This window comes from Rhizobium rosettiformans (assembly GCF_016806065.1).
Lineage (GTDB): Bacteria > Pseudomonadota > Alphaproteobacteria > Rhizobiales > Rhizobiaceae > Allorhizobium.
In genome coordinates this window covers 4,006,742-4,026,884 of sequence record NZ_CP032405.1, presented here as the reverse complement: position 1 = coordinate 4,026,884, position 20,143 = coordinate 4,006,742, and the positions used below count along the sequence as shown (strand labels likewise).

The window sequence follows — 20,143 nt, the reverse complement described above, 5'->3', positions numbered from 1 at the left end:
ATGGCTTACGAGCACAAGAGTGGACTGCCAGATGCCTACGATCGCGCCGAAGGTCGCGCTCACTGGCGAAGCGTTGTCCATTACGGGAAACGCAAGTTCATCCAGGGTGCGGAACTGATTGAATCACAGACAATCCAGCGAGCCCGCAGTGCGCGGTTTGGTCGCTTGATCTTCAGTGACGGCGACCGGATCGAGCGCGGCGAAGCCATTGTCGACACGGCTGCCGGGACCGTCACGCTGACTGCAGGTGTTGTTGCCGCTGATGGCGATATCTGGGACGTGCCGGAGCGTGTCCTGACGTTGGTCCCGATGGTTGGCCGCGTCGAGGTCGGCATTCGTCTTGTCGTGAGCTACCTCACGGATGAGGATGAGCCTGCCCTGAAGGGCCTCGTAGCAGGCGAACCGTCCGAAGGCGAGCCGGGTGCCGCGCGCGAGGTAGGCTTTGCGACCTGGGCCTGGGCCGGAGATGGCGGAGCCGGTGAGTTCTACTCGGTTTACACTCTGCAGAACGGCACCATTCTTGATCAGGTTGGCCCGAGTGTTCTTGCTCCTGCATTCCAGCTTATCAAGGAATATGATGAGCCGAACGGCAATTACATCGTCAGGGGCAGAAAGGTTACGGCCCTTGGTACCAATGGCGGCAACCAGCTGTTCACGATCTCCGAGGGCGAGGCCAACATCAACGGCATGAAGCGGACTGCTTTCGCGGCTCTTCGCCACGCCGAGCCGGAAGATTGGGACGAGCTTGCCATACCCGGCGAAACACAGATCTATCCGGGTGGAGCACAGCATACCTTCACGGTGGCCGAAGGGCCTATCGGGGTCATCAACTCCATACTGTTGACAAAGGAAGTCACGGCGAACATCACCCGTGGTGCCGTCGCCAATGGTGCCGACGCGTTACCGAACAACTCTATCGTTTCGATTGTGTCGGTCACGCAAGGTGGGACCACCTATGTGGCCGGTGTCGACTTCGACCGGGTGAACAACACGGTCGATTGGGCGCGTGCCGGGGCCGAGCCTGCGGCGGGTTCAACCTACACAGTTGTCTACCGCTACCGGGACAGCGTGACACCTGTTGCCTCGACGGCTTTCACAATCACACTGGCTGGTGGTGCTGCAAACGGTGATGCTATCTTTGCCTATACCCGCAAGCTTCCTCGCATCGACCGCCTCTGCCTCAACGAAGAAGGTGCGCCGGTCTATGTGAAAGGCATATCGGCAGCGAGAAACCCGCGTGCGCCCCTCATATCGCCGACACTGCTGAAGCTGGCCACCATCGAGAATGACTGGATCGGTGCGCCCAAGGTTGTCAATGACGGGACGATCTTCCGGACCCGTGATGACATGGAGCGGTATTTCGACTTCATCATTGATGTGCAGCGGTTCATCCAGCTCGACCGGTTGAAGTATGACATCGACTTTCGTGAGCCGGTGGCCAAGAAGGGCATCTTCGTCGATCCGTTCATTGACGACACTTACCGCGATGCGGGCACCGCGCAGAGCGGGGCTATTGCGGACGGCATGTTGATGCTGGCGATTGAGCCGACATTCTTCACTGCCACACTCTCGGCGCCAGTCATGCTGGATTGGACGGAAGAGGTCATAATCTCCCAGGAGCTTCGAACCTTCTGCGAAGAGATCAATCCATACGCAAATTTCACCTTTTTGCCGGGACAGCTTCGTCTGACGCCAGCCGCAGACTTCTGGACCGAGCGCCAGACACAGTGGACATCAGGCGTCACACAGGAGTTCAATCGGGGCACCCGTGCCGATGGCGGGCCGCTTCGAACGACCTCGACGGACAATCAGCTGGTGGACCGCAGGGTCCAGCAGATTGAATTCCTCCGCCAGATCCCGGTTGCCTTCGAGATTGCCGGCTTCCTGGAAGGCGAGATCCTGGAAGAGCTGACCTTTGACGGCGTCGATGTGAAGCCGGCAGGAACGCAGACGGCGAATGCACAAGGCATAATCACCGGCACATTCACGATCCCGGCCAATGTCACAGCAGGCACCAAGATCGTCTATGCCAGGTCGATGGCCGACACAGAGGCCACGGCGCTCTTCGCGGGGCAGGGAACGATCGAGGTCAATGTCATGCGACAGGTGACCACAATCAACTCCTGGACGCCGCAAATCGTGACCGAGTTTCGCTCAGGCGGCGGGGAACGCGCCTCCGATCCGCAGGCTCAAGGCTTTGCCGTTCCGGAACTTCGCCAGATCGTCGGAATCGACTTCCACCTCTGCGCCATTGGTGATGAGACGAACAATATCATCGTCAACCAGGTCACCATGGAAAATGGCTATCCGACCACGAATATCCGGGCGGAAGCCTTGCTCTCGATGGTCGGTGCGACGGCGGGCTGGAAGCAGGCACGCTACACGCTGCCGGTGACCACGTCGCCGCAGGTGCTGCATGCGCACGTGATCAAGACAGACGATGCCGAGCATTCGATCTCATTTGCAAAGCTTGGCGGCATCGATGTCGCTGAGCAGCAAAAGGTCAGCCGTCATCCGTATGTGGTGTCGCCCCGTTTTTCTTCCCTCAATGCGTCCACCTGGACGGCACACCAGGACGAGGCCATGGCATTCCGGACTGTCGCTGCTGTGTTCCCGGTGACGACAAAGACAGTTGAGCTTGGCTCTTTTGATCTTTTGAATTGCTCGGACCTTCAGGTCAGGGCGGCGGTTGAGCTTCCATCTGCCGGGTGCTCTGTCGAGTTCGAAATTGAGCGTCCGAACGGGACCATCTACCGGCTGGCGCCATTCCAGGTGCTGCAGCTGACCGAGTACATCACGGAAACTGTTGAGCTTCGTGCCGTCCTTCGCGGGACCAACAAGCTCTCCCCGATCCTGTATGCACCGGTTGAGCTTATAGCCGGCGAGATTGCCCAGGAATTCACTTATGTCTCCCGCGCCTTTGAGCTTGGCGAGGCGGTTCGCATCGCGACCTATTTCAAGGCGTTCCTGCCCGGCGGATCTGCCCTGACTGTGGAGATCTCCAAGGATGGTGGAGCCTGGGTGGATATGCCGCTTGATGAGGTAGAGCAGCTTCCGTTCCCGCAGTGGACGGAGCGCAAGTATGAGCTGACCGGCCAGACGGCTGATCTTGTCCGACTGAAAATCACAGGGACCGGCGGTCCAGCCTCACGGCTGGTCATCGGAGACCTCGGTGCAGGCATCATGTGAGGAGTGGACTGATGACCAATCCAGTTACAGCCAACTTCGGCATTGCCAAGCCTAACCCGGCAAACGACATCTCTCTTGATGTCGGAAAGTTGGCAGAGGCTTTCGACACGATCGATGCCGTCATGAAGTTGATTTCGGATGCCGTGGACACGAGAGCCCCAGTATCCCACCCCCACACCATGGCGCAGATCGAAGGACTTTTATCCGCACTCGCGGGCAAGATGAACGCCAACCAGGCGTTTTCGCTGGACAGCTTGAGCGATGTTAATGGGGCCGGTCTTGCCGCTATCGGCTATGTGCTGGTCAAGGCGGCAAACGGGCAGTGGCTGCCAAGCTCACCATTGGCGGCATTGGGCAATCATGAGCATTCGATTGCCCAGATCGTTGGCCTGCTCCAGGCACTAGCCGCGAAGGCCGATGCGTCCGCTGTCTACACCCGCTCTGAAGTAGACGCCCTTATATCGGCCGGTGGGATCAAGATCGGTCAGACGATCGAGTGGAACAGCCTGACCCTACCAACCGGGTTCCTCAAGGAGAACGGGGCTGCAATCTCAAGGAGCACTTACAACACCCTGTTCCAGACGATCGGGACCACATTCGGCGCAGGGGACGGATCAACGACCTTTAATGTGCCTGACAGTCGAGGCGTGGTGGCGCGCGGTCTTGATGACGGTCGTGGGCTCGATGCTGGCCGAACACTCGGGTCTTATCAGGCAGATGCGAACGCTCCACACACGCACGGCGTCAATGATCCTGGACACGCGCACCCGCACACTGGCTTTGGCGGCAGTAGCCTGATCATCGCGACCGGGCCGGGGCTCTACTACGGGGCTTCCCTTACCTCCGCAGCAACAACCGGCATCAGCATCCAGTCCTCTGGCGGTCCCGAAGCTCGCATGAAAAACATCGCCAAGCTCAAGATAATACGCGCTTTCTGAGGATACGCCCATGTTCGTTTTCAACTACCAACCAGAGACCGGCGAATATCTCGGGCCATCGCCAGCAGATGAAAGCCCGCTTGAGCCAGGCGTAATCCTTGTTCCGGCATATGCCACCACGATTGTCCCGCCGGCCCATCAGGAGGGCTTCATCCGCCGCTTCGTCAATGGTGAATGGGGCTATGCGCCGATCGAGGAGCCTGATGTCGAGCCGACACCTGACCCCGTCGTGACGGAGTTGATGGTTATTGCGGAACGCCAGATGCGGCTTTCATCCGGGTTTGCCTATGACTTCGGTGATGAGCGCGGGCAGCATCTCATCGGCACTACGCCTGCCGACATGTACGGATGGGATGAGGTCACCAAGCTTGCGCAGGCGGCTATCAACTCCGGCATGCCTGACCACGCTATCCACATCACGACCAACACGGGGGCCGTATCGGTGACTGCGATGGAATGGCAGTCCGTTCTGCTGGCTGCCGGAGCCCATCGCCAGCCAATCTTCGCGGCGAGTTTCAACCTTCAGGCCATGGCCCAGATCCCGCGGGACTACGCCGACGACAGCTATTGGCCATAGGCCGCCAAGCGGGCTTGCATTTGCAGTCCGGAGCGATCATTCTCCGGCCATCCCCGCTTCAAAACAAATGGCAACTCGCCGGCTGACACCTGTCAGCCGGCCATTTTGGCACGTAGTGCCTAACGTCATCCAAGCTTCGAAACACAAGGCAGGGATGACCGATGTCAGGCACCACGGATTTCGTCGGCGTACGCCGGTCTTCCAATCTCCGCAGCACTGTTGCCAGGATCGATACGCGCAATTCGACCGTGATCGGCATGGCGCTGCCGGCGCCACTTGCCGACAATACGGCCTTCCCGATCGACGAGCCTACGGTTCTTTCGCTCGACAATCCCGAACAGCTTGAACTGCTCGGCGCCAGCATGGCCCGCGACGCGGTCGATCAGATGTTGTCCGAAGGCATCGTTGGCGACGTCGCCTTCGTTCGCACGCCGCATTCGACGCTGTCTGATCCCGCCCAGAAGCTTGAAGCGGAAGTGAACGGCATTGTCGGCAGCGCCGGCGCAAAGACGGGTGTCTGGGCGCTGCTCGATGCCAAGAGCCATATCAAGCTTGAACCCGGCTGCATCATTGCGCCTGGCTACATGTCCCACCGCCTGGGCGGTGCTGCAAACCCGATCGTGGCGGCATCTCGCACGGTGGCCGACCGCATCATCGACTGCATGGTCATCGCCGACACGCCTTCGTCCTCGATTGCCAATTCGATCGAATGGGCTGAGGACTTCGCGACCGCGCTCAACGTCATCGGCATGTATCCCGGTGGCGTCGTCAATCTGGGGGCCGGGAATGTCACGCGTCCGCTCTCAGCCCATGTTGCCGCTGCCATGGTGCGCCGGGACAAGGAAACGAGTGGGCCTTACAAGGCCTTCTGGAACCGTGCGCTTCAGGGCGTGCTCGCTCCATCGGTGCCGGTCGGCTACACCGACGGCGATGTCAGCTCGGAAGCCAACCAGCTTGCCCAGGCCGGCGTCGGTTCGATCATCGAAGGCAATCTTCTATGGGCACCGTTCACCACGGCGACCGACCCGACCGTGAAAAGCTGGCGCTCGATCAAGAAGATCCGCACGCGCCTTGCCGCCTCCAAGGCCATGCTGCGCCCGATGCGCCAATATGCAGCCGAGGACATGACGCCCCACGTCGTCTCGCTAATCTATCGCGCAGCCGACCAGTTCCTGTCTGACCTTGTGACGCTTGGCGCGCTGATCAGCTACGAGCTGATCTGGTCGAAGGCCCAAAACCCGGCAACGCTGCTCGAAGCCGGTGGCCTTCGCGTCAAGATGCGCTGGGCGGAGACGCCTGATCTGGTCGATCTGCAGCTTTACGACGAACCCATGCCGGAGGCCTTCGACCTGCTGGAAGCCGCGATTGCGTCTTCGCTCTCACAGCTCGGCCTCTCGAACATCCGCGTCACGGCTTAAAGGAGACCGAATATGGATCGCATTATCCGAGGCGGAAACTGGTACTGCAACGAGATCAACCAGCGTCTGCGGGCCGACGAAACCACGTTGCCGGCACTGACCCGCGAAATGATGAGCTTCGTCATGGGCGGCGGTTATTTCGCGATGGAGCTGCCGGCCGAGATCCAGCCGCTCTCCTGCGAAATGTCGGTCAACGGCGTACACGAGGATCTGAAGTCGCGCTTCGGCCGCGAGCCGGGCGACTGGACGACGGTCACCTATTACGAGAACCTTCTGAACGTCTTCCCGAACAATTCGACAGGCGAGGTCGAGGGCGGCGGGCAGCCGCAGCTCACGGGTCGTGTCGTGTTCATGAAGGGGCTGCTCAACGAGTATGCCCAGGGCGGTGTGAAGGGTCAGAAGTCGAGCGGCGCCACCCGGCTGCGCTGGTCGTCGATCGTGCTCTACCACGACATCTTCAACGGCCGGACCGTGCATAAGTTCGACATCCAGAACAACACGCTGATCATCGACGGTGTGAACTACACGGCCGAGCACAATCGCATTATCGCGGCCTGACCTCGGACCCCGAGCGTCTGATCCCTTCTGTGCTGGCCGCGAAATGACGCGGCCGGCCTTCCTTTTGAAGAGGCTTCAAAATGACTTCGAACCGCCCTCACACCGCTCTCGTCTCCACCCCTCAGTCGAAGAACAATCCTGCCGACGTGAAGGTTGAGGAGATCCCGTTGCCGCCTCCGGAGATGTGGGAGGAGCTGGACAATAGTGGCAAGGCGAAGGGCAAGGTGGAAGCTGAGACGCCGGTAGTGAAGGCGGTCGCTCTGGCTCTGGCTCCGGCTGATCGGCCGATCGCAGCCCTCAAATTCCTCAAGGACATGAGCCAATCCGTCGCTCTCGACTTCCCGTTCGAGCATCCGGCGCTGGGAGTCGTTGAAACCGTTGCGGTGAACAGGCTGACGGTCGGCCAGATGGGCGACATTCTGGATCGGCGAGATCCGAAGTCGCCTGACATGTTCGACATCTACGCCATCATGACCGGTCTGGAGGCCGATGTGCTGCGCGGCCTGGAGGCCAAGGATGGTGAGCGAGTTACCGGAGTGTGTTTCGATTTTTTGCCCCCGTTGTTGCGGCCGGTCCCCAGGGACTGAACCGCGTCATCATTGATCTGGCGAGGTGGCGTTCCGTGATGGCCCGAATTTCAAACAGCTTCTCTACTCCTCTGGACGCGCTTTCGCGCATGCCTTGGGACGAGGCGCTGCTTTGGTATCCTGAAGCGCAATCCGTCTATGCGGAGACATGGGGTCGAGGCCGATGACCAATATCGATGTCGCCCTCAGGCTTCGCCTTGATTATCAGAAGCGTGGAGCTGATGAAGCCGAACGCGACCTGAAGGACATCAAACAGGCAGCCGACCAGATCGGCCGGTCGCGGGGCGGTGATCAGCTCAACCAGGATATCCGTGCAATTGGACGATCCGCCGATGACGCCAAGCAAAAGATCTCTGCGATCGGCACGAGCTTCAACGGTGTCGCAGGTGAAGCAAAGGAAGCCGCCAGCGCAGTCGGCCGGATCAAGACCGAGGCCGACCAGGCACGTCAGGCTGTCGCCAGTATCGACAACGGCGCGTTTGCAGGCCTGAAGTCTGATGCCGCCAGCGCAAAGGCTGCAATTGCCGAGATCGGTCAGGCAGCCGACGTCGCCCAGAACAAAATCCGGCAGATCAGGCCTGGATACTCCACCATGACGACCGGCGGAGGGCGTCTGATTGCTGACGGGCACTGGCGACCAGCTGGCGGAATGATGTCCTCGGCCGAGGGAGCCCTCGACCAGTTCGGCGTTCCCTTGGCATTGGGTGCCGGCGGCGCCTACCTGGCCGGCGCAGTGCCGGCGGGTGCGGCCGTTGCGGCAGGCGCTGCGGTTCGTGCCGCCGGGAATGATGAGTTCAGGCTCGACCAGATCCAGAATATTGGTGGCTTCACCGATGAGGAGAAGCGGCGATATGATCAGATGCTTGGCGCCATCGGGCCTAAGTATGGTGTAGGCAAGACGGGCGCCATGGACGCCTTCGGGTCTCTCCTCGCAGGCGGGCTCACGCACGGCGACGCGGCCGCGATGACCGAGGGCGTGTTGAAGTTCGCCAAGGCTTCGGATTCGGGCGTCGGCGATGCTGCCAGCATGGCGACGGCGTTACGCAACAATATGAAGATTGATCCCAAGGATCTCTCGGGCGTCTACGATTCGATCATCGTCGGCGGCAATGCCGGCATGTTCGAAGTCGGTGACATGGCTCGCAACTTCCCATCGATGCTTGCGGCGATGGCAGTACAGGGTTCGACAGGCGGCAAGGGCGTTAGCCTGGCAGCCTCCATGGCACAGACCATTCGAGAGCGTTCTGGATCATCTGACCAGACCAAGACGTCGTTTGAGGCGATGCTTCGTGACATGCTGGCGCCCGAGGTGACCGAAAGAGCAAAGAAGGACTACGGCCTTGATGCTTTCGCGGTACAGGAGGCTGCGGCAAAGGAAGGTCAGGATCCGGTTCTCGCGCTCATCAAGGCCTACCGTAAAGCCGTAGGTGGCGATCAGAGGAAGATGCGCGATCTCTTCCGAAACGATGAGAGCTTCAAAGGACTGTCTGCAATCTTCGATGATCTCGAAGCGGTCGAGGCTCTGATGGCCAAGATGGACGAGGCCAGCGGGACCGTCGACGGCCAATACCAAAACGCGACTGACAACTTGAACTCGCAGGGTTCAAGGCTCAGCTCGAACGTCGGGCAAAACATAAAGGACGTCGCGGCGCCCTTGCTTCCCTTTCTCACCGGTGCTGCTCGGGCCATGTCCGAGGCGATGGAACAAGCGCGAGAGCAGCAGCAGAATAACCCCGTTTCGATGATGCCGAACGGCGGCATGCTTCAGGAGGGTCTGAGGCTCTGGCTCGAACACACTTCATCCGGACGCAAGGAGCCTTCTGCAGTCGACCGCTTGCTCTGGGGAAGCGCCGCTGATCCGGAGTTCAATTCAAAAGAGCACTTCGGGATCAGTTTGAAGCCGTCGGCGCAGACCTCCATGGAGGGCTATCGTGAGGGGCTTGCCGAGGAAGGCGCAAAGGCAGAGCAGGAAGCCCAATCGATTGCCGATCGGATCAAGGCGCTTCTCGGCTTCACTGTGTCGCCCGTCATCGCGCCTACCTATGTGCCACCAACCGGAGCGCCGGCATCTCCAGCGCCCGGCAAGCAGTCCTCTCTTTCTCCGGGCAACATCAACCAGACGATCACCTCGCCGAATGCCAAGCACGCCGGTCGGCATGCTGCTCGCGAGATCCAGAGGGCGCAGGCACGGACACTCTATGACACCGGCAGGAGGCTCGCATGAGTGCTCTTCGTCCCAACGGTGCATTGATCTCCATCGGCGGCGCCATCCTCTACACGGTGGGGCTCAACCCGCAGAGGATCAGCTACTCATCGACTGCGCGCTTTCCCATCCATCCGGTGCAGGCAGGTTTTCGCACTCAGGCAACTGGCGTTGACCCGGAGCGCGTGACGATCGAGGCCCAGACCTTTCCCCATGTCGTTGGCGGGCTCGATTCCTATGCAATCCTCAGAGCCCTTCATCGCTCCCAGGCGGTCGTGCCCTACATCCGGTTGCGCGGGAACTATCTCGGGGAGTCGGGTGGGCTTTGCGTTATCGAGACGATCGACACAGATGAAGAGCGGCTGCACCCGTTTGATGGCGTCGGTCGCCAAGTTGACGTTTCGCTGGGGCTTCTGATGCTGCCGGCCACGTCTGCGTTGAACGGTGGCGCGAAGATTGTCAGCCTCGGAGGCATCATCAGATGAGCTACACCGTGGCCCATGGAGGCGAGCGCCTCGACCGCATCGCCAAGAAGCTGATGCAGACCGAACTGGAGGGCACCGTCGAGGCACTCCTCGACGCCAATCCCGGTCTTGCCGGTCTGATGCAGTCGGGCGTTGTGCCGGCAGGCACAGTCATCCGCCTGCCAGCAGAGTTTTCACCGAAGAGCGCCGGCAGGCGCTTTGCGCTGGCCTGGGAGTGATTGATGAGGAAGCCATTGGTCCAGGTAATCGGTCAGTCCGGAGCGGACCTCGTTCCCGGATGGGGCAGCTCGCTGATGTCGTTGTCCTTCACCGACAATGAGGGCGGAGATGCGGACGAGATCAATATGCAGTTCTCGGTTTCTACGCCGCTTCAGGCTGCGCCGGCCAAGGGCACACAGTATCGGCTCATCTATGGCTGGACAGGGCAAGGACTGAAAGACGCGGGCCTCTTCACCTTCCAGAGCGCCGGCCTGACCTTTGACGCCGAGAGCGGCTGGATCATGACAATTACCTGCCGATCGGCAGACTTCGTCGATGCTGACAAAGCCGCAGATCTTGAGAGCTTTGAAGAGGCCACGGCAGGACAAATCTTCAAGCGGCTTGCGGCCGGCGTTGGCAAGAACGCCAAGGTGCATCCGTCCGTCGAAGCGATCGAGATCCCGTACCGCCTGCGTTATCAGCAATCGGCCGTGGGCTTTGCCCAGACGCTGGCCGATGAACTCGGGGCGACCCTTAAGCTGGCAAACGGTGAATGGTTGATCACCATGAAAAACAGCGGCGAAACGGCGAACGGTTCGACCCTGCCGCCGATTACCGTCTCGATGGATGAGGTGATCGATTGCGACCTGACGACGGAAGGCCGTCCGGAATTCGGTGAGGTGCAGTCGAGCTGGTTTGATGAAGGGCTTGGCATCTCGTTCCTGGAGGCCGTTCCCGGCCTCGGCCAGGCCGCGCGCTTTTTAGGCCTTCATCCGGCACCGTCCGCAAGCGAAGCAAGGCAGCGAAGCCGTGCCGAGGCGCTCGATCTGGCAAGGGCAACGGTGAGCGGCGGCATCACCATCGAGGGGCGGCCCGAGGCTATGGCGGGCGCCCCTGTCATCCTTTCGGGCTTCGGTGGATGGGCTGGCTTCGAGCTGGTCGCGCCAACGCTCGTTCACACCTTCACTTTTGATGAGAGCGGCGGATGGCTGATGTCATTCGAATGCGCCGCAAAGACCTGAGAGGGGACATGAAATGCCAACGAGACTAGATGTGACCACGGTGACTGGTGAAGGTGTGGGATGGTCGCCCGCCGATGATTTCATCATCCAGGTGAAGGCGGATCATAGCGGGGCTCTCTTTGATGTGCTGGGCCGGGTTGATGGGGCTGCTGACTGGATGCTTGTAGCCACCATCAAACCCGAAAAGAAGTTCGAGCGCTTTGGCCTGCTGCCGGTTTCTTGGACACCGAGTTAAGGTGCTTCCAATGAAACTGGAGTGCATTAATGCAACGAAGGAAGTTCAGCCGCGAGTACAAGCTTGAGGCGGTGAGATTGGTTCGAGAGCGTGGGGTCGGCGTTGCGCAGGCATCCCGCGATCTGGATGTTCATGAGAATGTCCTGCGCAAGTGGGTCAGGGAATATGGTTCGGACCCAGCACAGGCGTTTCCTGGTCAGGGACAGATGAAGCCTGAGCAGCTTGAGATCGAGAGGCTTCGGAAAGAAGTGGCCAAGCTGAAGGCGGAGCGTGACATCTTAAAAAAGGCCGCCGCCTACTTTGCGAAGGACGTGATATGAAGTTCGCGTTCATTGCAAAGCACCGTTCGATCTGGCCGGTGGCATGGCTCTGCGAAGCGCTGGGTGTATCGCGTTCCGGCTTTCATGCCTGGTTAAACCGGTCTCCGAGCCAGCATGCCCGGTATGACGAGGCTCTGCTCGACAAGATCAAGGACAGCTTCAAGGATAGCGACCGCACCTATGGCGCGCGGCGTGTCTGGCACGACCTCCTCGCCGAAGGCCTCTCCTGTGGCCTGCATCGCGTCGAGCGTCTCATGCGGGAAAATGCATTGAGAGCAAGGCCGAGACGGCGTGGCTTGCCGAAAGACGACGGTGAGCGCCCTGTCATCATGCCGAATGTGCTAGACCGACAGTTCGCGGCAGCAAGACCGAACCAGAAGTGGGTGGCCGATTTTACCTATCTATGGACGGCTGAGGGCTGGCTCTATGTGGCCGTCGTCATCGACCTGTTCTCGCGACGTGTTGTTGGCTGGTCGATGAGCACCAATATGACAGCCCAGCTCGTTACAGATGCGTTGATCATGGCCATCTGGCGCAGAGGCAAGCCAGATGCGCTCCTCCACCATTCGGACCAGGGTAGCCAATACACAAGCGAGCAGTTCCAGCGTCTCATGGCCGACCACGGCATCACATGCTCGATGAGCCGATCCGGCAATGTCTGGGACAATGCCGCGATGGAAAGCTTCTTCTCATCACTCAAAACGGAAAGGACAGCTCGCAAGGTCTACAGGACCAGGGACGATGCAAAGGCGGACGTGTTCGATTACATCGAGCGCTTCTACAATCCAAAGCGTCGCCATTCGACACTGGGCTACCTCAGCCCTATGGAATTTGAAAACAAAGTGGGATTAGCCTAACTCGGTGTCCGAAAAACCGGCAGCAGGCCACTTCGCCAAGTTGCCCTTCGTGAAGATTGCCGTTCGCGAGAACAAAGGCGGTTCTGCTGCGAAGGCCTGGAGCAATTTCTAAGAGAGGAAGCAACCATGCCTGTAACCACAAAAGGGGTTGTTTGCCCCGCCGGCCAGTGGACGCCGATCGCAACAAGTGTTGTCAACTTTCTGGCTTCGCTCAGGTCGCCTGGCGTCGCCTACATCAAGACAGGCGCCTCTACGCCTGGTACTGCGCCCAATCCGTCAGGCACCGGTAACGCACTTGATTTCATCACTGTGAAAAGCGGCCAGCCAATCTCGCTGTCGGTCGGCGAGTTCAGCCCCATCAACGTCTACGCTTATCCGTCTGGTGAGGGCGCTCTTACGTTCGAGGTCATTTCAGAATGAACACTCTTGTTTTGGGGAATGGAAATCTCTGTCTTGGCGGAATGAAGCTCGGCCTCGCCCCAAACAAGGGTGGTGTGTATGCTGTCGAGTATGTCAGCGACGATGAGTTTTGGGTAAAGGTTGCTGTTGCCGATTTAGGCGTCTCCGGAGCAATCGCTTACCAGTTCATAAAAGATGATGGGGGCTCAGGCGCGACTGACACCGGATCTCCTTGGGATGCTTGGCGGCGGGTCGGAATTTACGGGCTGCCCTCCGTTGAAAGCCCTCACGACGATAATGTGAACCGTGTCATTATCGCGTCCGAGTTCGACCTCGGCGCTCGCGATTATGCGTTCTACAGCAACGCAGAGTCTAAATGGGTGATGAGTTTCCACGGCGGCGAGACAACATCTGAGCTTCATATCCCCGATGTTTCCACAAGCGGCGAGCAGCGCGGCACATTCCGCCTGACTCGTTCCTCTGTCGGCGTGACCGGAGCGGCGCAGGTTGACGCCGAGTTTGAATGCCAGATCTTGCCGAATGGCATTTTCAGGGACGCGATGTCCTTTGTTTCCAGTGATCAGGTCTGGAGCGAGGTGCTTGTATCACACGAGATCTTGTCGAACGCCTCGCAGTACAGCACTGACGGGGGCGAGACATTTGAGCAAATCGTAGTCAACGACAAAATTACGGTTGATAGCGGGGTCATACTGCGAAACCCGACGAGCGGGATACAGGCGCAGATAACATGCGATGCCCACGAACAGTCGAACTTTATGCGCTACTACGTCAGGCAGCACACAGGCCAGAGCCGCATTAAGTTCTACGCAGAGTTTGACCCGGCAACGTCTTCGCCTCTTTCTATCGCAACTGTAAACCGTCAGACCAAGTTCTGGCGAACAGATCCAGATCCAACCCCGCCTCTCAATTACGTTGCAGAGGACGATGGGCTTTCCGGCGTCACGATACACGCCGGAACAGCGTCAATTGACACGGCGACTACGCCCGACACGCTTCTGCTTAACGGTGACGGAACTGGTGCGCCATTCAATCGCGTCTCTCTTATCTTGGGTATCTCTGAGCCTGGTGACTATCGCCTGCTGTTTGGCGATGTGTCGCTCGCCGGAAATCCCAATGGCGGCACTGACGTCTTCATTACCAAGGCGACAAACGGATCTAACGTAACTCCTACGCCAATTGCGACTGGCTTCATGGGCAATGTCGTTTCATCCGGGTCTTTCGACTTCACCATATCTGATGTTTCCGGCGATCCCGTGAGACTTTTGCTCCGGCAGGCGCGGGCTGCGGCGAGCGCTGACAGATGCCGTATCGGAAGCATATTCTTGCAGAAGCTTCCGCTTTAACCCCACCACCCCATCACCGAAGGGCGTGGAAGGCCCGCCTCAAAGGCGGGCCGTTCTTTGACATCGTTAACCGCTAGATATCGCCAAAATCGTGGACGTTCATGCGATCAGCAACGACCCGCCCAGGTGTTCCCCTGGGCGTGACGTAGGTCTCCAGGAATACCGACGAGCTGCGCCAGTCTCCCGCAATCATCGTCGTCTTCACATCCATGCCAAGCTCGATGGCTGTAGATGCGAAGGTGTGTCGTCCGCATGTATGAGGGGGCTTGTAGGGAATGTCCGCGCGGTCGCAGACTGCACGGATCCGCTCGTTGACAGAGTGCCTGTTGCTGTACCTGAAAACGCGATCGGTTGAGCTGTTTCCCTCCTTCAGGCCTCGCAGCCTTCTGGCGACCTCATCTGTCAGATAGCGCATGGAGTTCGTACTGGTTTTTGTCTTCAACAGGAGCGCCGTTCTCGCGGTCAGATCTACCTCGTCCCAACGGAGGGCAATCGCTTCGCTGATTCTCGCTCCCGTCGAAGCCATGAACAGGACGATCGCAGCCAGGTGCTCTAAACCATCCTTGTCGCACTGGCGAGAAAACGCGTGGAGCCAGACAGCAGTTGCCGGTTTCCGCCTTTTCGGCTTCTCCTCTTTGAACCGTCGAACTCGGATGAAATTGCACCAACCTCGGTCATAGCCGTGCATCAGAACTGCCCGAGCCGGCGTGACGGCCTGCCTGTTGCGCGTGGCATTGCTTTGCGAGGGGTAGAGGGCTTCGGCCATCGCCTTGATGTCGAACGGGTAGATCGTCTTCAATGGCCGATCACCGAAATATGCGACGATCGGTGCGAGATAGCGCTCCTCGCCTCCATGCTTCAGGTAGCTCTCGGCAGCGCTGGCGAAAGTGGGTTCGAAAGGGGCGGCCCGTTCTCCCCCGAGAGACGTAATGTCCATCGGATGCTCCAATATGAATTTTGGGGAAGCGGAGATGGGCCAGCAGCTCCGATGGCCAACGGTAGAGGCGGACGAGCCAGAGGGTCAATGAGCGGCTAACTGGAAACGTAAGGTATTATTACCGAGTGATTGAGGAAATCCGTGGCATTCTATTCAAAGGCTGCGTGACGGGTCTTCGATTAGGCCTTGAAGAGCGTTTTTGACACGACCGGTGGAAAATTCATTTTTCCGGATTTGCGTGTCAAATTTCCGGATTTGCGCGTCCGGCTACATCGGTTTTGCCGCCGCTGCGAGGCAATCCGCGATGTGCCCCGGAGCGAGAAAGGGGCTGCACGATTGTTGTTTGACACCCATTTCCGGAATTTATGGCTAAACGTGCCATTGTGCGTCCAAACAAGACAATACGAAACAATGTCAGTCACTTGGCAGTGAGAGCCGGGCTATCGCAGCACCAACTTTTTGACACGCAAAATCGGAAATTCGCGCCGAAAGACGGAAGTTTCCCATAGATTGGGGCAGACTTCGAAAAGGGCTTCAAAAACCGCCTGTTTTTCTTCAGAGCTTCTTCAAACCATTGAAATTCAACGCGTGAGCGGCCTTCAGAGATTTCCCGCGAAATCGGCCAATGACGGCCTTTGTGGGGCGAATTCCTAATTTTAAGTTTTGCGTTTCGGTGGAACCTCAAACTATAGCCAAATCAGCGTTGCTGAAAGTCCATATCGAACAAAGACTTACAGGCGCAAAACATCGACCGAATTATTGAAAAAACATGCCAAGAAGATTTGCACGCGAACCCCTCATCTGTCCGCCAAGCCGTGATCCACGAGGGCCACCGCCAGTACCTCAATTGTCGGGCATTGGACGCCGGCCGGCAAGCGACGCGGCAGCATTTTCCACGCCTTTGCAAAGTCGCCTTCGGCTTCGGTTCGCACCAACTTCCAGTAGCAGAGCAACCAAAAGGGGACGATGTTGTTGCGAGGGTATTTCTGGCGAGCGGCACGGGCAATAGAACGCATGGGAACAACCTTCGAGCTGGTGTTGAAGTGGCTTCGAAGGTGTTTGGAAATCGGCCCGCTGTGAATGCCGAAAGCGCTTGGTGGATTAGACAGCAAAAAGGGCGGTCCGGTGGATGCCGAACCGCCCCCATTGGGCCAAAACCGAACGCGAGACTAGGCGGTCTTGGCCTCATCCTCAGGCTTCACACCCAGTATCTTCCGGATCGCCCTTCTCACAGCTGTCTGGCGCAGGCCTAGCGCCATCGAAATGTCGGCGGAGGAGTATCCATCCGCATGCGCCTGGGCAATGAATTGCTCGCGCATGGATAGGGAGGTAGGCCGCTGCTTGGATTTCTCGGGTTGGGCCGGACCTTCGCCCAGTTCCTCCATCACCCGATCTTCGATCCATCGGATCTGCTTCGCAGCGTCGATAAAGTCGCCCGAATCGGGGAGCCTGTTGCACAGTTCGTTGAAAATCTGTGTCGCGAGACGCCAAGCGCGATCCTTCGCGGCGCTGTCCCACTCCAGTACGTTGTCAGGAGGCATGTAGAAGCCCACGTCGCGCATCTTGTCGGACACGACCTCGAAAACCAGAGCGAGGATTTCGGGCCGCACCGGGGTTCCCCTCGCTTCCTGAGGCCCTGCCCATCCCCTCCAGCGCTGCCGTTCTTCCAAGGCTTTCTCACAGATGTCCCGCAGGTCCGAAATGCGCCCCCGAAAAAGACCGGTTATACCGGAGACGATATCGGGATGCAGCGTCCCCGGTTCACGCAAGGTGGCGTCGAGCATATGGGCCAGCGCTTCGATCTCATCGATCGTGTCGCCAAAAACGTCGAAATCGACCTGCAAGATGTGCTGAAACGAGCGCGCAGTTGTGCTATCTGCGAAAGCAGCCTGTGGCATGAGGGGTTCTCCTTTTGCCGTTGGGTTAGGCCTGTTGGATGAGGTGCGAACTCATTCAGCGGGCCGCTTGATTTGTGACTCCTAAGGCTATACACATAATGAATGTGATTGGCAACAGCCTTAGGCTATACATGGCAGATAATCCGAGAAACAAATCAGCCCAGTTGAACATCCGCATCAAGCCGGAGATGAAGGCTGCTGCGGATCGCGCAGCAGCTGACGATCAGCGGTCCCTTACGTCTCTCATAGAGAAATTGTTGTCAGACTATCTGAAAGAGAGGGGCTACCTCTCGAAATGACGCACATGATCGCTTCTCAGGCCCAGCGCCGCGAACATAAGCATCGCCGCTATTCCGGCAAGCCGAGTGCTGCGCATTACGGCCCCGACGCGGTCGCAAGGGCCGAACGGGCTTACCGGGCTGTTCAATCGGAATTCCAGTGGTTGTCTATCGACCAGGTGCGGAAGCCGCCGCGCACGATGCTGGACGCGAAGCTGGCGCGGCAGATCGCCGTTCACCTGATGGTCAACTGTTTGAGCATGGAGCAGCGACAGATCGCCCGGCTTCAAGGGCGGCAACGCACCTCGATTCACTTTGCGCTCCAGACCGTGAACGGGCGGCTGGAAAGCCCGATGTTTGCGGCGAGCTATGAACGGATGGAGGCGGCGCTTTGACGGACGCGGACCTGCAAACGGCAATACCGACCAGCGCGTTGATCAGCCTCGAATTGCGGGCGCGGATCTTTGACCTTGCCAAGAAGCGCGGACAGAGCGTCAGTTCGATGTTGCGGCCGGTCGTGATCGCGGCGCTTGACAAGAGCGACCTACCCAACGACGTGCCGCAGGAACTGGGCGTGCCTATCAGCGTGAGGCTTCCCATTGCCGTTAGGCAAAAGCTCAAGGAAGCCGCCAAAAAGAGAGGAACGAGCGTTTCTGTGCTTCTCGCGTCTATCGTGAGTAGTCGGTTGACGATGATCGGGGATGCGCAGTGTTGAGCGACATTTCCAAGACCTTTTCGGTTCGGGTTGATCAGGTCCACGTGCCGGACGATTATGTGCGTCCGTTGGATGAGGCGGAAGCGCAGCGGCTGGCGCGACTGATTGACACCGAGGGGCAGAAGACGCCGATTGCAGTTTACCGCAGTTCGGCCAGGCAGGGCGGAGAAAAGCCCTATACTCTGATCTATGGAGCGCGTCGGCTTCGGGCGATGGCGATCCTTGGTCGAAGTGAAATTGAGGCGGTTTTGCGCACCAAGGCGGAAGCTCTTTTGCTCTCTATTGACGACAATCTGGCCTTGCCGACGTTGGATGTTTTGGAGCAGGGTGAACACGTCGCACGATTCGCTCAATTGTGGACCGAGATGAATGGGCCGATTTCCCACGGCGGCGACCGACGATCAAGGTTTCACACGGAAACCTTGAAACGTGAATTTGATTTTCTGGAAAAATCAGGATTTTACAAAGACTTAACGGACAAGTTCGGCATTTCAAAGAGTACCGCTTGGCGATTGCTTAAGATAGGAAACATGCATCCTTCCTTGCGTTCTGCCCTACGGGGCACGAAATATGCCAAGGATCAGACTTGCCTGCGGAAGCTGATAAAGCCCTACCCAGGCAAACTAGAGCCCATTTTTGTGATGCAGGGCCGCATAGCCACCAGTCTCGCCATCAATCCAGACCTTGACGCGGTATTGCGCATAGACGCTATACAGGCGGGCCACAGGATTGTCGGCCGCATGGAGACGGGTGACTGGCGCGAACAGCAGTTTGTGGAAGCCTGGGAGGGAATGCCGCGAGACCGCCGCTCCGCCGCCCTGGAGAAGATCGGCGCGGTTGCCAAGCCGCTCGATCCGTGGCCGACAGACTTCCCGCCTCCGCCTCCGCTGCCTTCACCGGGCAACAAGTCACCGCTGTGGGAGATGATGCGCGACCCGTACGGGACACTTTATGTCGCGCCCACTTATGCGGAGATTGTGGCTGCGCGGAAGGAGCAAAAGGAAGAAGACCAGCGAGCATGGCGGCTAGCCCTTGGGGTTTCCGAAAAGGTGAATGCCCAGGAGAAGGCGAACCGGCCAAAACACGACCAGGTCGTCGCGAAAGCTAAGGCCGCGAAAGCGCGGAAAGCAAAGCGCGGCCGTCCAGCCCACACACCCGAAATGAAGCGGCAAAAGGCGTTTCAGAAGTGGTTCATTCCCGAACTTACGACCAATCTGCTCGAACGTGAGGAAGTGGGCATTGCTCATTGGGCCGCAAAATACTGCCGGAAGCTGAATGCGAAGGAACAGTATTGGGTAGCATGCCACCTCGGTAACGGCCATCGGGTTGATGACATTCCCTGGAAGGTCGAGCGATGGCGTGAAGACGAGGCGAGGGAACTGGAAGAGGAGAAGCGCAATGGGCGATCCGCGACCGAATAGAATGGCAATCTCGGTGCTGAAGGCTGCGCCGATCTCGAAAGAACGCTCGCAGAATCGATTTTGAAGCACTTTTGAAGCCCTTGGGCGCGCTTCACGACTGCGGCCGAGGGGCAACCACAGAAGGCAAGCGGTGCGCTTGTGGATCGCGCTAAAATGTGAGATCTCTTCGCAGCGCGAGCATTCACGAAATGGTTCATCCCCGAGCTGGTGACAAACCTTCTGGAACGAGAAGAGGTTGGTATCAAGCATTGGGCCGTGGAATTCTGCCGGAAGCTGGACGCAAAGGGGCAGTTCTGGGTGGCCTGCCATCTTGCTAATGACCACAGCGTTGAGGACATTCCTTGGCGCGTCGAGCGCGAACGGGAAGAGGAATCACTATCGCTTCAGCCTAAAATCGATTTCGAGGCCCCTTCAAAGCCCGTGGGCGCGATTTGACGGCCTGGCACGAGCGACGGGCCGGAATCGCCCTTGACGCTCTTCTCAGGGCGAAGATGAGGAGAGCTAGAGGAGTGGAGCCACTCGATGAACTTTCCGCCACGGCGGG

At 58.7% G+C, this 20,143-nt stretch carries 20 protein-coding genes; 17 read left to right on the top strand and 3 right to left on the bottom strand.

Going from position 1 to position 20,143, the window contains the following annotated elements; genetic code table 11:
• The 14 genes from D4A92_RS19705 (at window position 1) to D4A92_RS19640 (ending at window position 14,350) form a co-directional block, all read left to right on the top strand.
• Window positions 1–3,189: a DUF4815 domain-containing protein gene (locus D4A92_RS19705; protein WP_203016741.1), complete on the top strand. Its 3,189-nt coding sequence runs from the start codon at window positions 1–3 to the stop codon at window positions 3,187–3,189.
• A gap of 11 nt (window positions 3,190–3,200) precedes the next feature.
• Window positions 3,201–4,127 carry a tail fiber protein gene (locus tag D4A92_RS19700; protein ID WP_203016739.1) on the top strand — a complete coding sequence of 309 codons (927 nt, stop codon included), beginning with the start codon at window positions 3,201–3,203 and terminating at the stop codon, window positions 4,125–4,127.
• A 10-nt stretch (window positions 4,128–4,137) separates the two neighbouring features.
• Window positions 4,138–4,704, top strand: a complete 567-nt coding sequence (locus D4A92_RS19695; protein WP_203016737.1) for a hypothetical protein — start codon at window positions 4,138–4,140, stop codon at window positions 4,702–4,704.
• A gap of 161 nt (window positions 4,705–4,865) precedes the next feature.
• Window positions 4,866–6,122, top strand: a complete 1,257-nt coding sequence (locus D4A92_RS19690; RefSeq protein ID WP_203016735.1) for a phage tail sheath family protein — start codon at window positions 4,866–4,868, stop codon at window positions 6,120–6,122.
• Between the two features lie 12 nt (window positions 6,123–6,134).
• Complete coding sequence (locus D4A92_RS19685; protein WP_203016733.1) at window positions 6,135–6,680, top strand: phage major tail tube protein; 546 nt, start codon at window positions 6,135–6,137, stop codon at window positions 6,678–6,680.
• Window positions 6,681–6,760: 80 nt separating this feature from the next.
• Entirely contained in the window at window positions 6,761–7,267 is a 507-nt protein-coding gene (locus tag D4A92_RS19680; protein WP_203016731.1) for a hypothetical protein, read from the top strand.
• A gap of 163 nt (window positions 7,268–7,430) precedes the next feature.
• The gene (locus D4A92_RS19675; protein WP_203016729.1) at window positions 7,431–9,491 is read left to right on the top strand and encodes a phage tail tape measure protein; all 2,061 of its coding nucleotides are present in this window, start codon (window positions 7,431–7,433) and stop codon (window positions 9,489–9,491) included.
• Window positions 9,488–9,955, top strand: a complete 468-nt coding sequence (locus D4A92_RS19670) for a phage tail protein (RefSeq protein WP_203016727.1) — start codon at window positions 9,488–9,490, stop codon at window positions 9,953–9,955. Before D4A92_RS19675 ends, D4A92_RS19670 begins: the two co-directional genes overlap by 4 nt.
• Window positions 9,952–10,173, top strand: a complete 222-nt coding sequence (locus D4A92_RS19665) for a tail protein X (RefSeq protein WP_203016725.1) — start codon at window positions 9,952–9,954, stop codon at window positions 10,171–10,173. The genes D4A92_RS19670 and D4A92_RS19665 overlap by 4 nt, the downstream gene beginning before the upstream one ends.
• Before the next feature lie 3 nt (window positions 10,174–10,176).
• The gene (locus D4A92_RS19660; RefSeq protein ID WP_203016723.1) at window positions 10,177–11,175 is read left to right on the top strand and encodes a phage late control D family protein; all 999 of its coding nucleotides are present in this window, start codon (window positions 10,177–10,179) and stop codon (window positions 11,173–11,175) included.
• A 31-nt stretch (window positions 11,176–11,206) separates the two neighbouring features.
• Window positions 11,207–11,410 (top strand): hypothetical protein, encoded by a 204-nt coding sequence (locus D4A92_RS19655; protein WP_203016722.1) that lies wholly within the window; start codon window positions 11,207–11,209, stop codon window positions 11,408–11,410.
• Window positions 11,411–11,439: 29 nt separating this feature from the next.
• Window positions 11,440–12,587, top strand: a protein-coding gene (locus tag D4A92_RS19650; RefSeq protein ID WP_203016721.1) for an IS3 family transposase whose coding sequence is annotated in 2 segments (ribosomal slippage) — window positions 11,440–11,686 and window positions 11,686–12,587 — 1,149 coding nt in all. Because the reading frame shifts where the segments join, the coding sequence is not laid out codon by codon here.
• A 126-nt stretch (window positions 12,588–12,713) separates the two neighbouring features.
• On the top strand, window positions 12,714–13,007 hold the full coding sequence (locus D4A92_RS19645) for a hypothetical protein (protein WP_203016720.1): 294 nt from the start codon (window positions 12,714–12,716) through the stop codon (window positions 13,005–13,007).
• On the top strand, window positions 13,004–14,350 hold the full coding sequence (locus tag D4A92_RS19640) for a hypothetical protein (RefSeq protein ID WP_203016719.1): 1,347 nt from the start codon (window positions 13,004–13,006) through the stop codon (window positions 14,348–14,350). The genes D4A92_RS19645 and D4A92_RS19640 overlap by 4 nt, the downstream gene beginning before the upstream one ends.
• A gap of 73 nt (window positions 14,351–14,423) precedes the next feature.
• Here D4A92_RS19640 and D4A92_RS19635 read toward each other — a convergent pair whose 3' ends face one another.
• From D4A92_RS19635 to D4A92_RS19625, 3 genes are all read right to left on the bottom strand, one after another.
• A complete protein-coding gene (locus D4A92_RS19635; protein WP_203016718.1) occupies window positions 14,424–15,287 on the bottom strand; it encodes a tyrosine-type recombinase/integrase in 864 nt (287 codons plus the stop codon).
• 797 nt (window positions 15,288–16,084) lie between these two features.
• Window positions 16,085–16,303 (bottom strand): hypothetical protein, encoded by a 219-nt coding sequence (locus D4A92_RS19630; RefSeq protein ID WP_203016716.1) that lies wholly within the window; start codon window positions 16,301–16,303, stop codon window positions 16,085–16,087.
• A 153-nt stretch (window positions 16,304–16,456) separates the two neighbouring features.
• Complete coding sequence (locus D4A92_RS19625; protein WP_203016714.1) at window positions 16,457–17,131, bottom strand: hypothetical protein; 675 nt, start codon at window positions 17,129–17,131, stop codon at window positions 16,457–16,459.
• 349 nt (window positions 17,132–17,480) lie between these two features.
• Between D4A92_RS19625 and D4A92_RS19620 the strand changes: the two genes are divergently transcribed.
• From D4A92_RS19620 to D4A92_RS19610, 3 genes are read left to right on the top strand one after another with little or no spacing between them, the layout of a single operon-like run.
• Window positions 17,481–17,858 (top strand): hypothetical protein, encoded by a 378-nt coding sequence (locus tag D4A92_RS19620; RefSeq protein ID WP_203016713.1) that lies wholly within the window; start codon window positions 17,481–17,483, stop codon window positions 17,856–17,858.
• On the top strand, window positions 17,855–18,178 hold the full coding sequence (locus tag D4A92_RS19615; RefSeq protein WP_203016712.1) for a hypothetical protein: 324 nt from the start codon (window positions 17,855–17,857) through the stop codon (window positions 18,176–18,178). The genes D4A92_RS19620 and D4A92_RS19615 overlap by 4 nt, the downstream gene beginning before the upstream one ends.
• A complete protein-coding gene (locus D4A92_RS19610) occupies window positions 18,175–19,599 on the top strand; it encodes a ParB/RepB/Spo0J family partition protein (RefSeq protein WP_203016711.1) in 1,425 nt (474 codons plus the stop codon). The genes D4A92_RS19615 and D4A92_RS19610 overlap by 4 nt, the downstream gene beginning before the upstream one ends.
• Window positions 19,600–20,143 lie beyond the last annotated feature (544 nt).

Excerpts from the sequence above, each read along its gene's own strand:
- D4A92_RS19670 (WP_203016727.1), top strand. The coding sequence starts at position 9,488 with ATGAGTGCTCTTCGTCCCAACGGTGCATTGATCTCCATCGGCGGCGCC.
- D4A92_RS19645 (WP_203016720.1), top strand. The coding sequence starts at position 12,714 with ATGCCTGTAACCACAAAAGGGGTTGTTTGCCCCGCCGGCCAGTGGACG.
- D4A92_RS19660 (WP_203016723.1), top strand. The coding sequence starts at position 10,177 with ATGAGGAAGCCATTGGTCCAGGTAATCGGTCAGTCCGGAGCGGACCTC.
- D4A92_RS19630 (WP_203016716.1), bottom strand. The coding sequence starts at position 16,303 with ATGCGTTCTATTGCCCGTGCCGCTCGCCAGAAATACCCTCGCAACAAC.
- D4A92_RS19680 (WP_203016731.1), top strand. The coding sequence starts at position 6,761 with ATGACTTCGAACCGCCCTCACACCGCTCTCGTCTCCACCCCTCAGTCG.
- D4A92_RS19695 (WP_203016737.1), top strand. The coding sequence starts at position 4,138 with ATGTTCGTTTTCAACTACCAACCAGAGACCGGCGAATATCTCGGGCCA.
- D4A92_RS19675 (WP_203016729.1), top strand. The coding sequence starts at position 7,431 with ATGACCAATATCGATGTCGCCCTCAGGCTTCGCCTTGATTATCAGAAG.
- D4A92_RS19705 (WP_203016741.1), top strand. The coding sequence starts at position 1 with ATGGCTTACGAGCACAAGAGTGGACTGCCAGATGCCTACGATCGCGCC.
- D4A92_RS19665 (WP_203016725.1), top strand. The coding sequence starts at position 9,952 with ATGAGCTACACCGTGGCCCATGGAGGCGAGCGCCTCGACCGCATCGCC.
- D4A92_RS19685 (WP_203016733.1), top strand. The coding sequence starts at position 6,135 with ATGGATCGCATTATCCGAGGCGGAAACTGGTACTGCAACGAGATCAAC.
- D4A92_RS19635 (WP_203016718.1), bottom strand. The coding sequence starts at position 15,287 with ATGGACATTACGTCTCTCGGGGGAGAACGGGCCGCCCCTTTCGAACCC.
- D4A92_RS19640 (WP_203016719.1), top strand. The coding sequence starts at position 13,004 with ATGAACACTCTTGTTTTGGGGAATGGAAATCTCTGTCTTGGCGGAATG.
- D4A92_RS19700 (WP_203016739.1), top strand. The coding sequence starts at position 3,201 with ATGACCAATCCAGTTACAGCCAACTTCGGCATTGCCAAGCCTAACCCG.
- D4A92_RS19690 (WP_203016735.1), top strand. The coding sequence starts at position 4,866 with ATGTCAGGCACCACGGATTTCGTCGGCGTACGCCGGTCTTCCAATCTC.
- D4A92_RS19620 (WP_203016713.1), top strand. The coding sequence starts at position 17,481 with ATGACGCACATGATCGCTTCTCAGGCCCAGCGCCGCGAACATAAGCAT.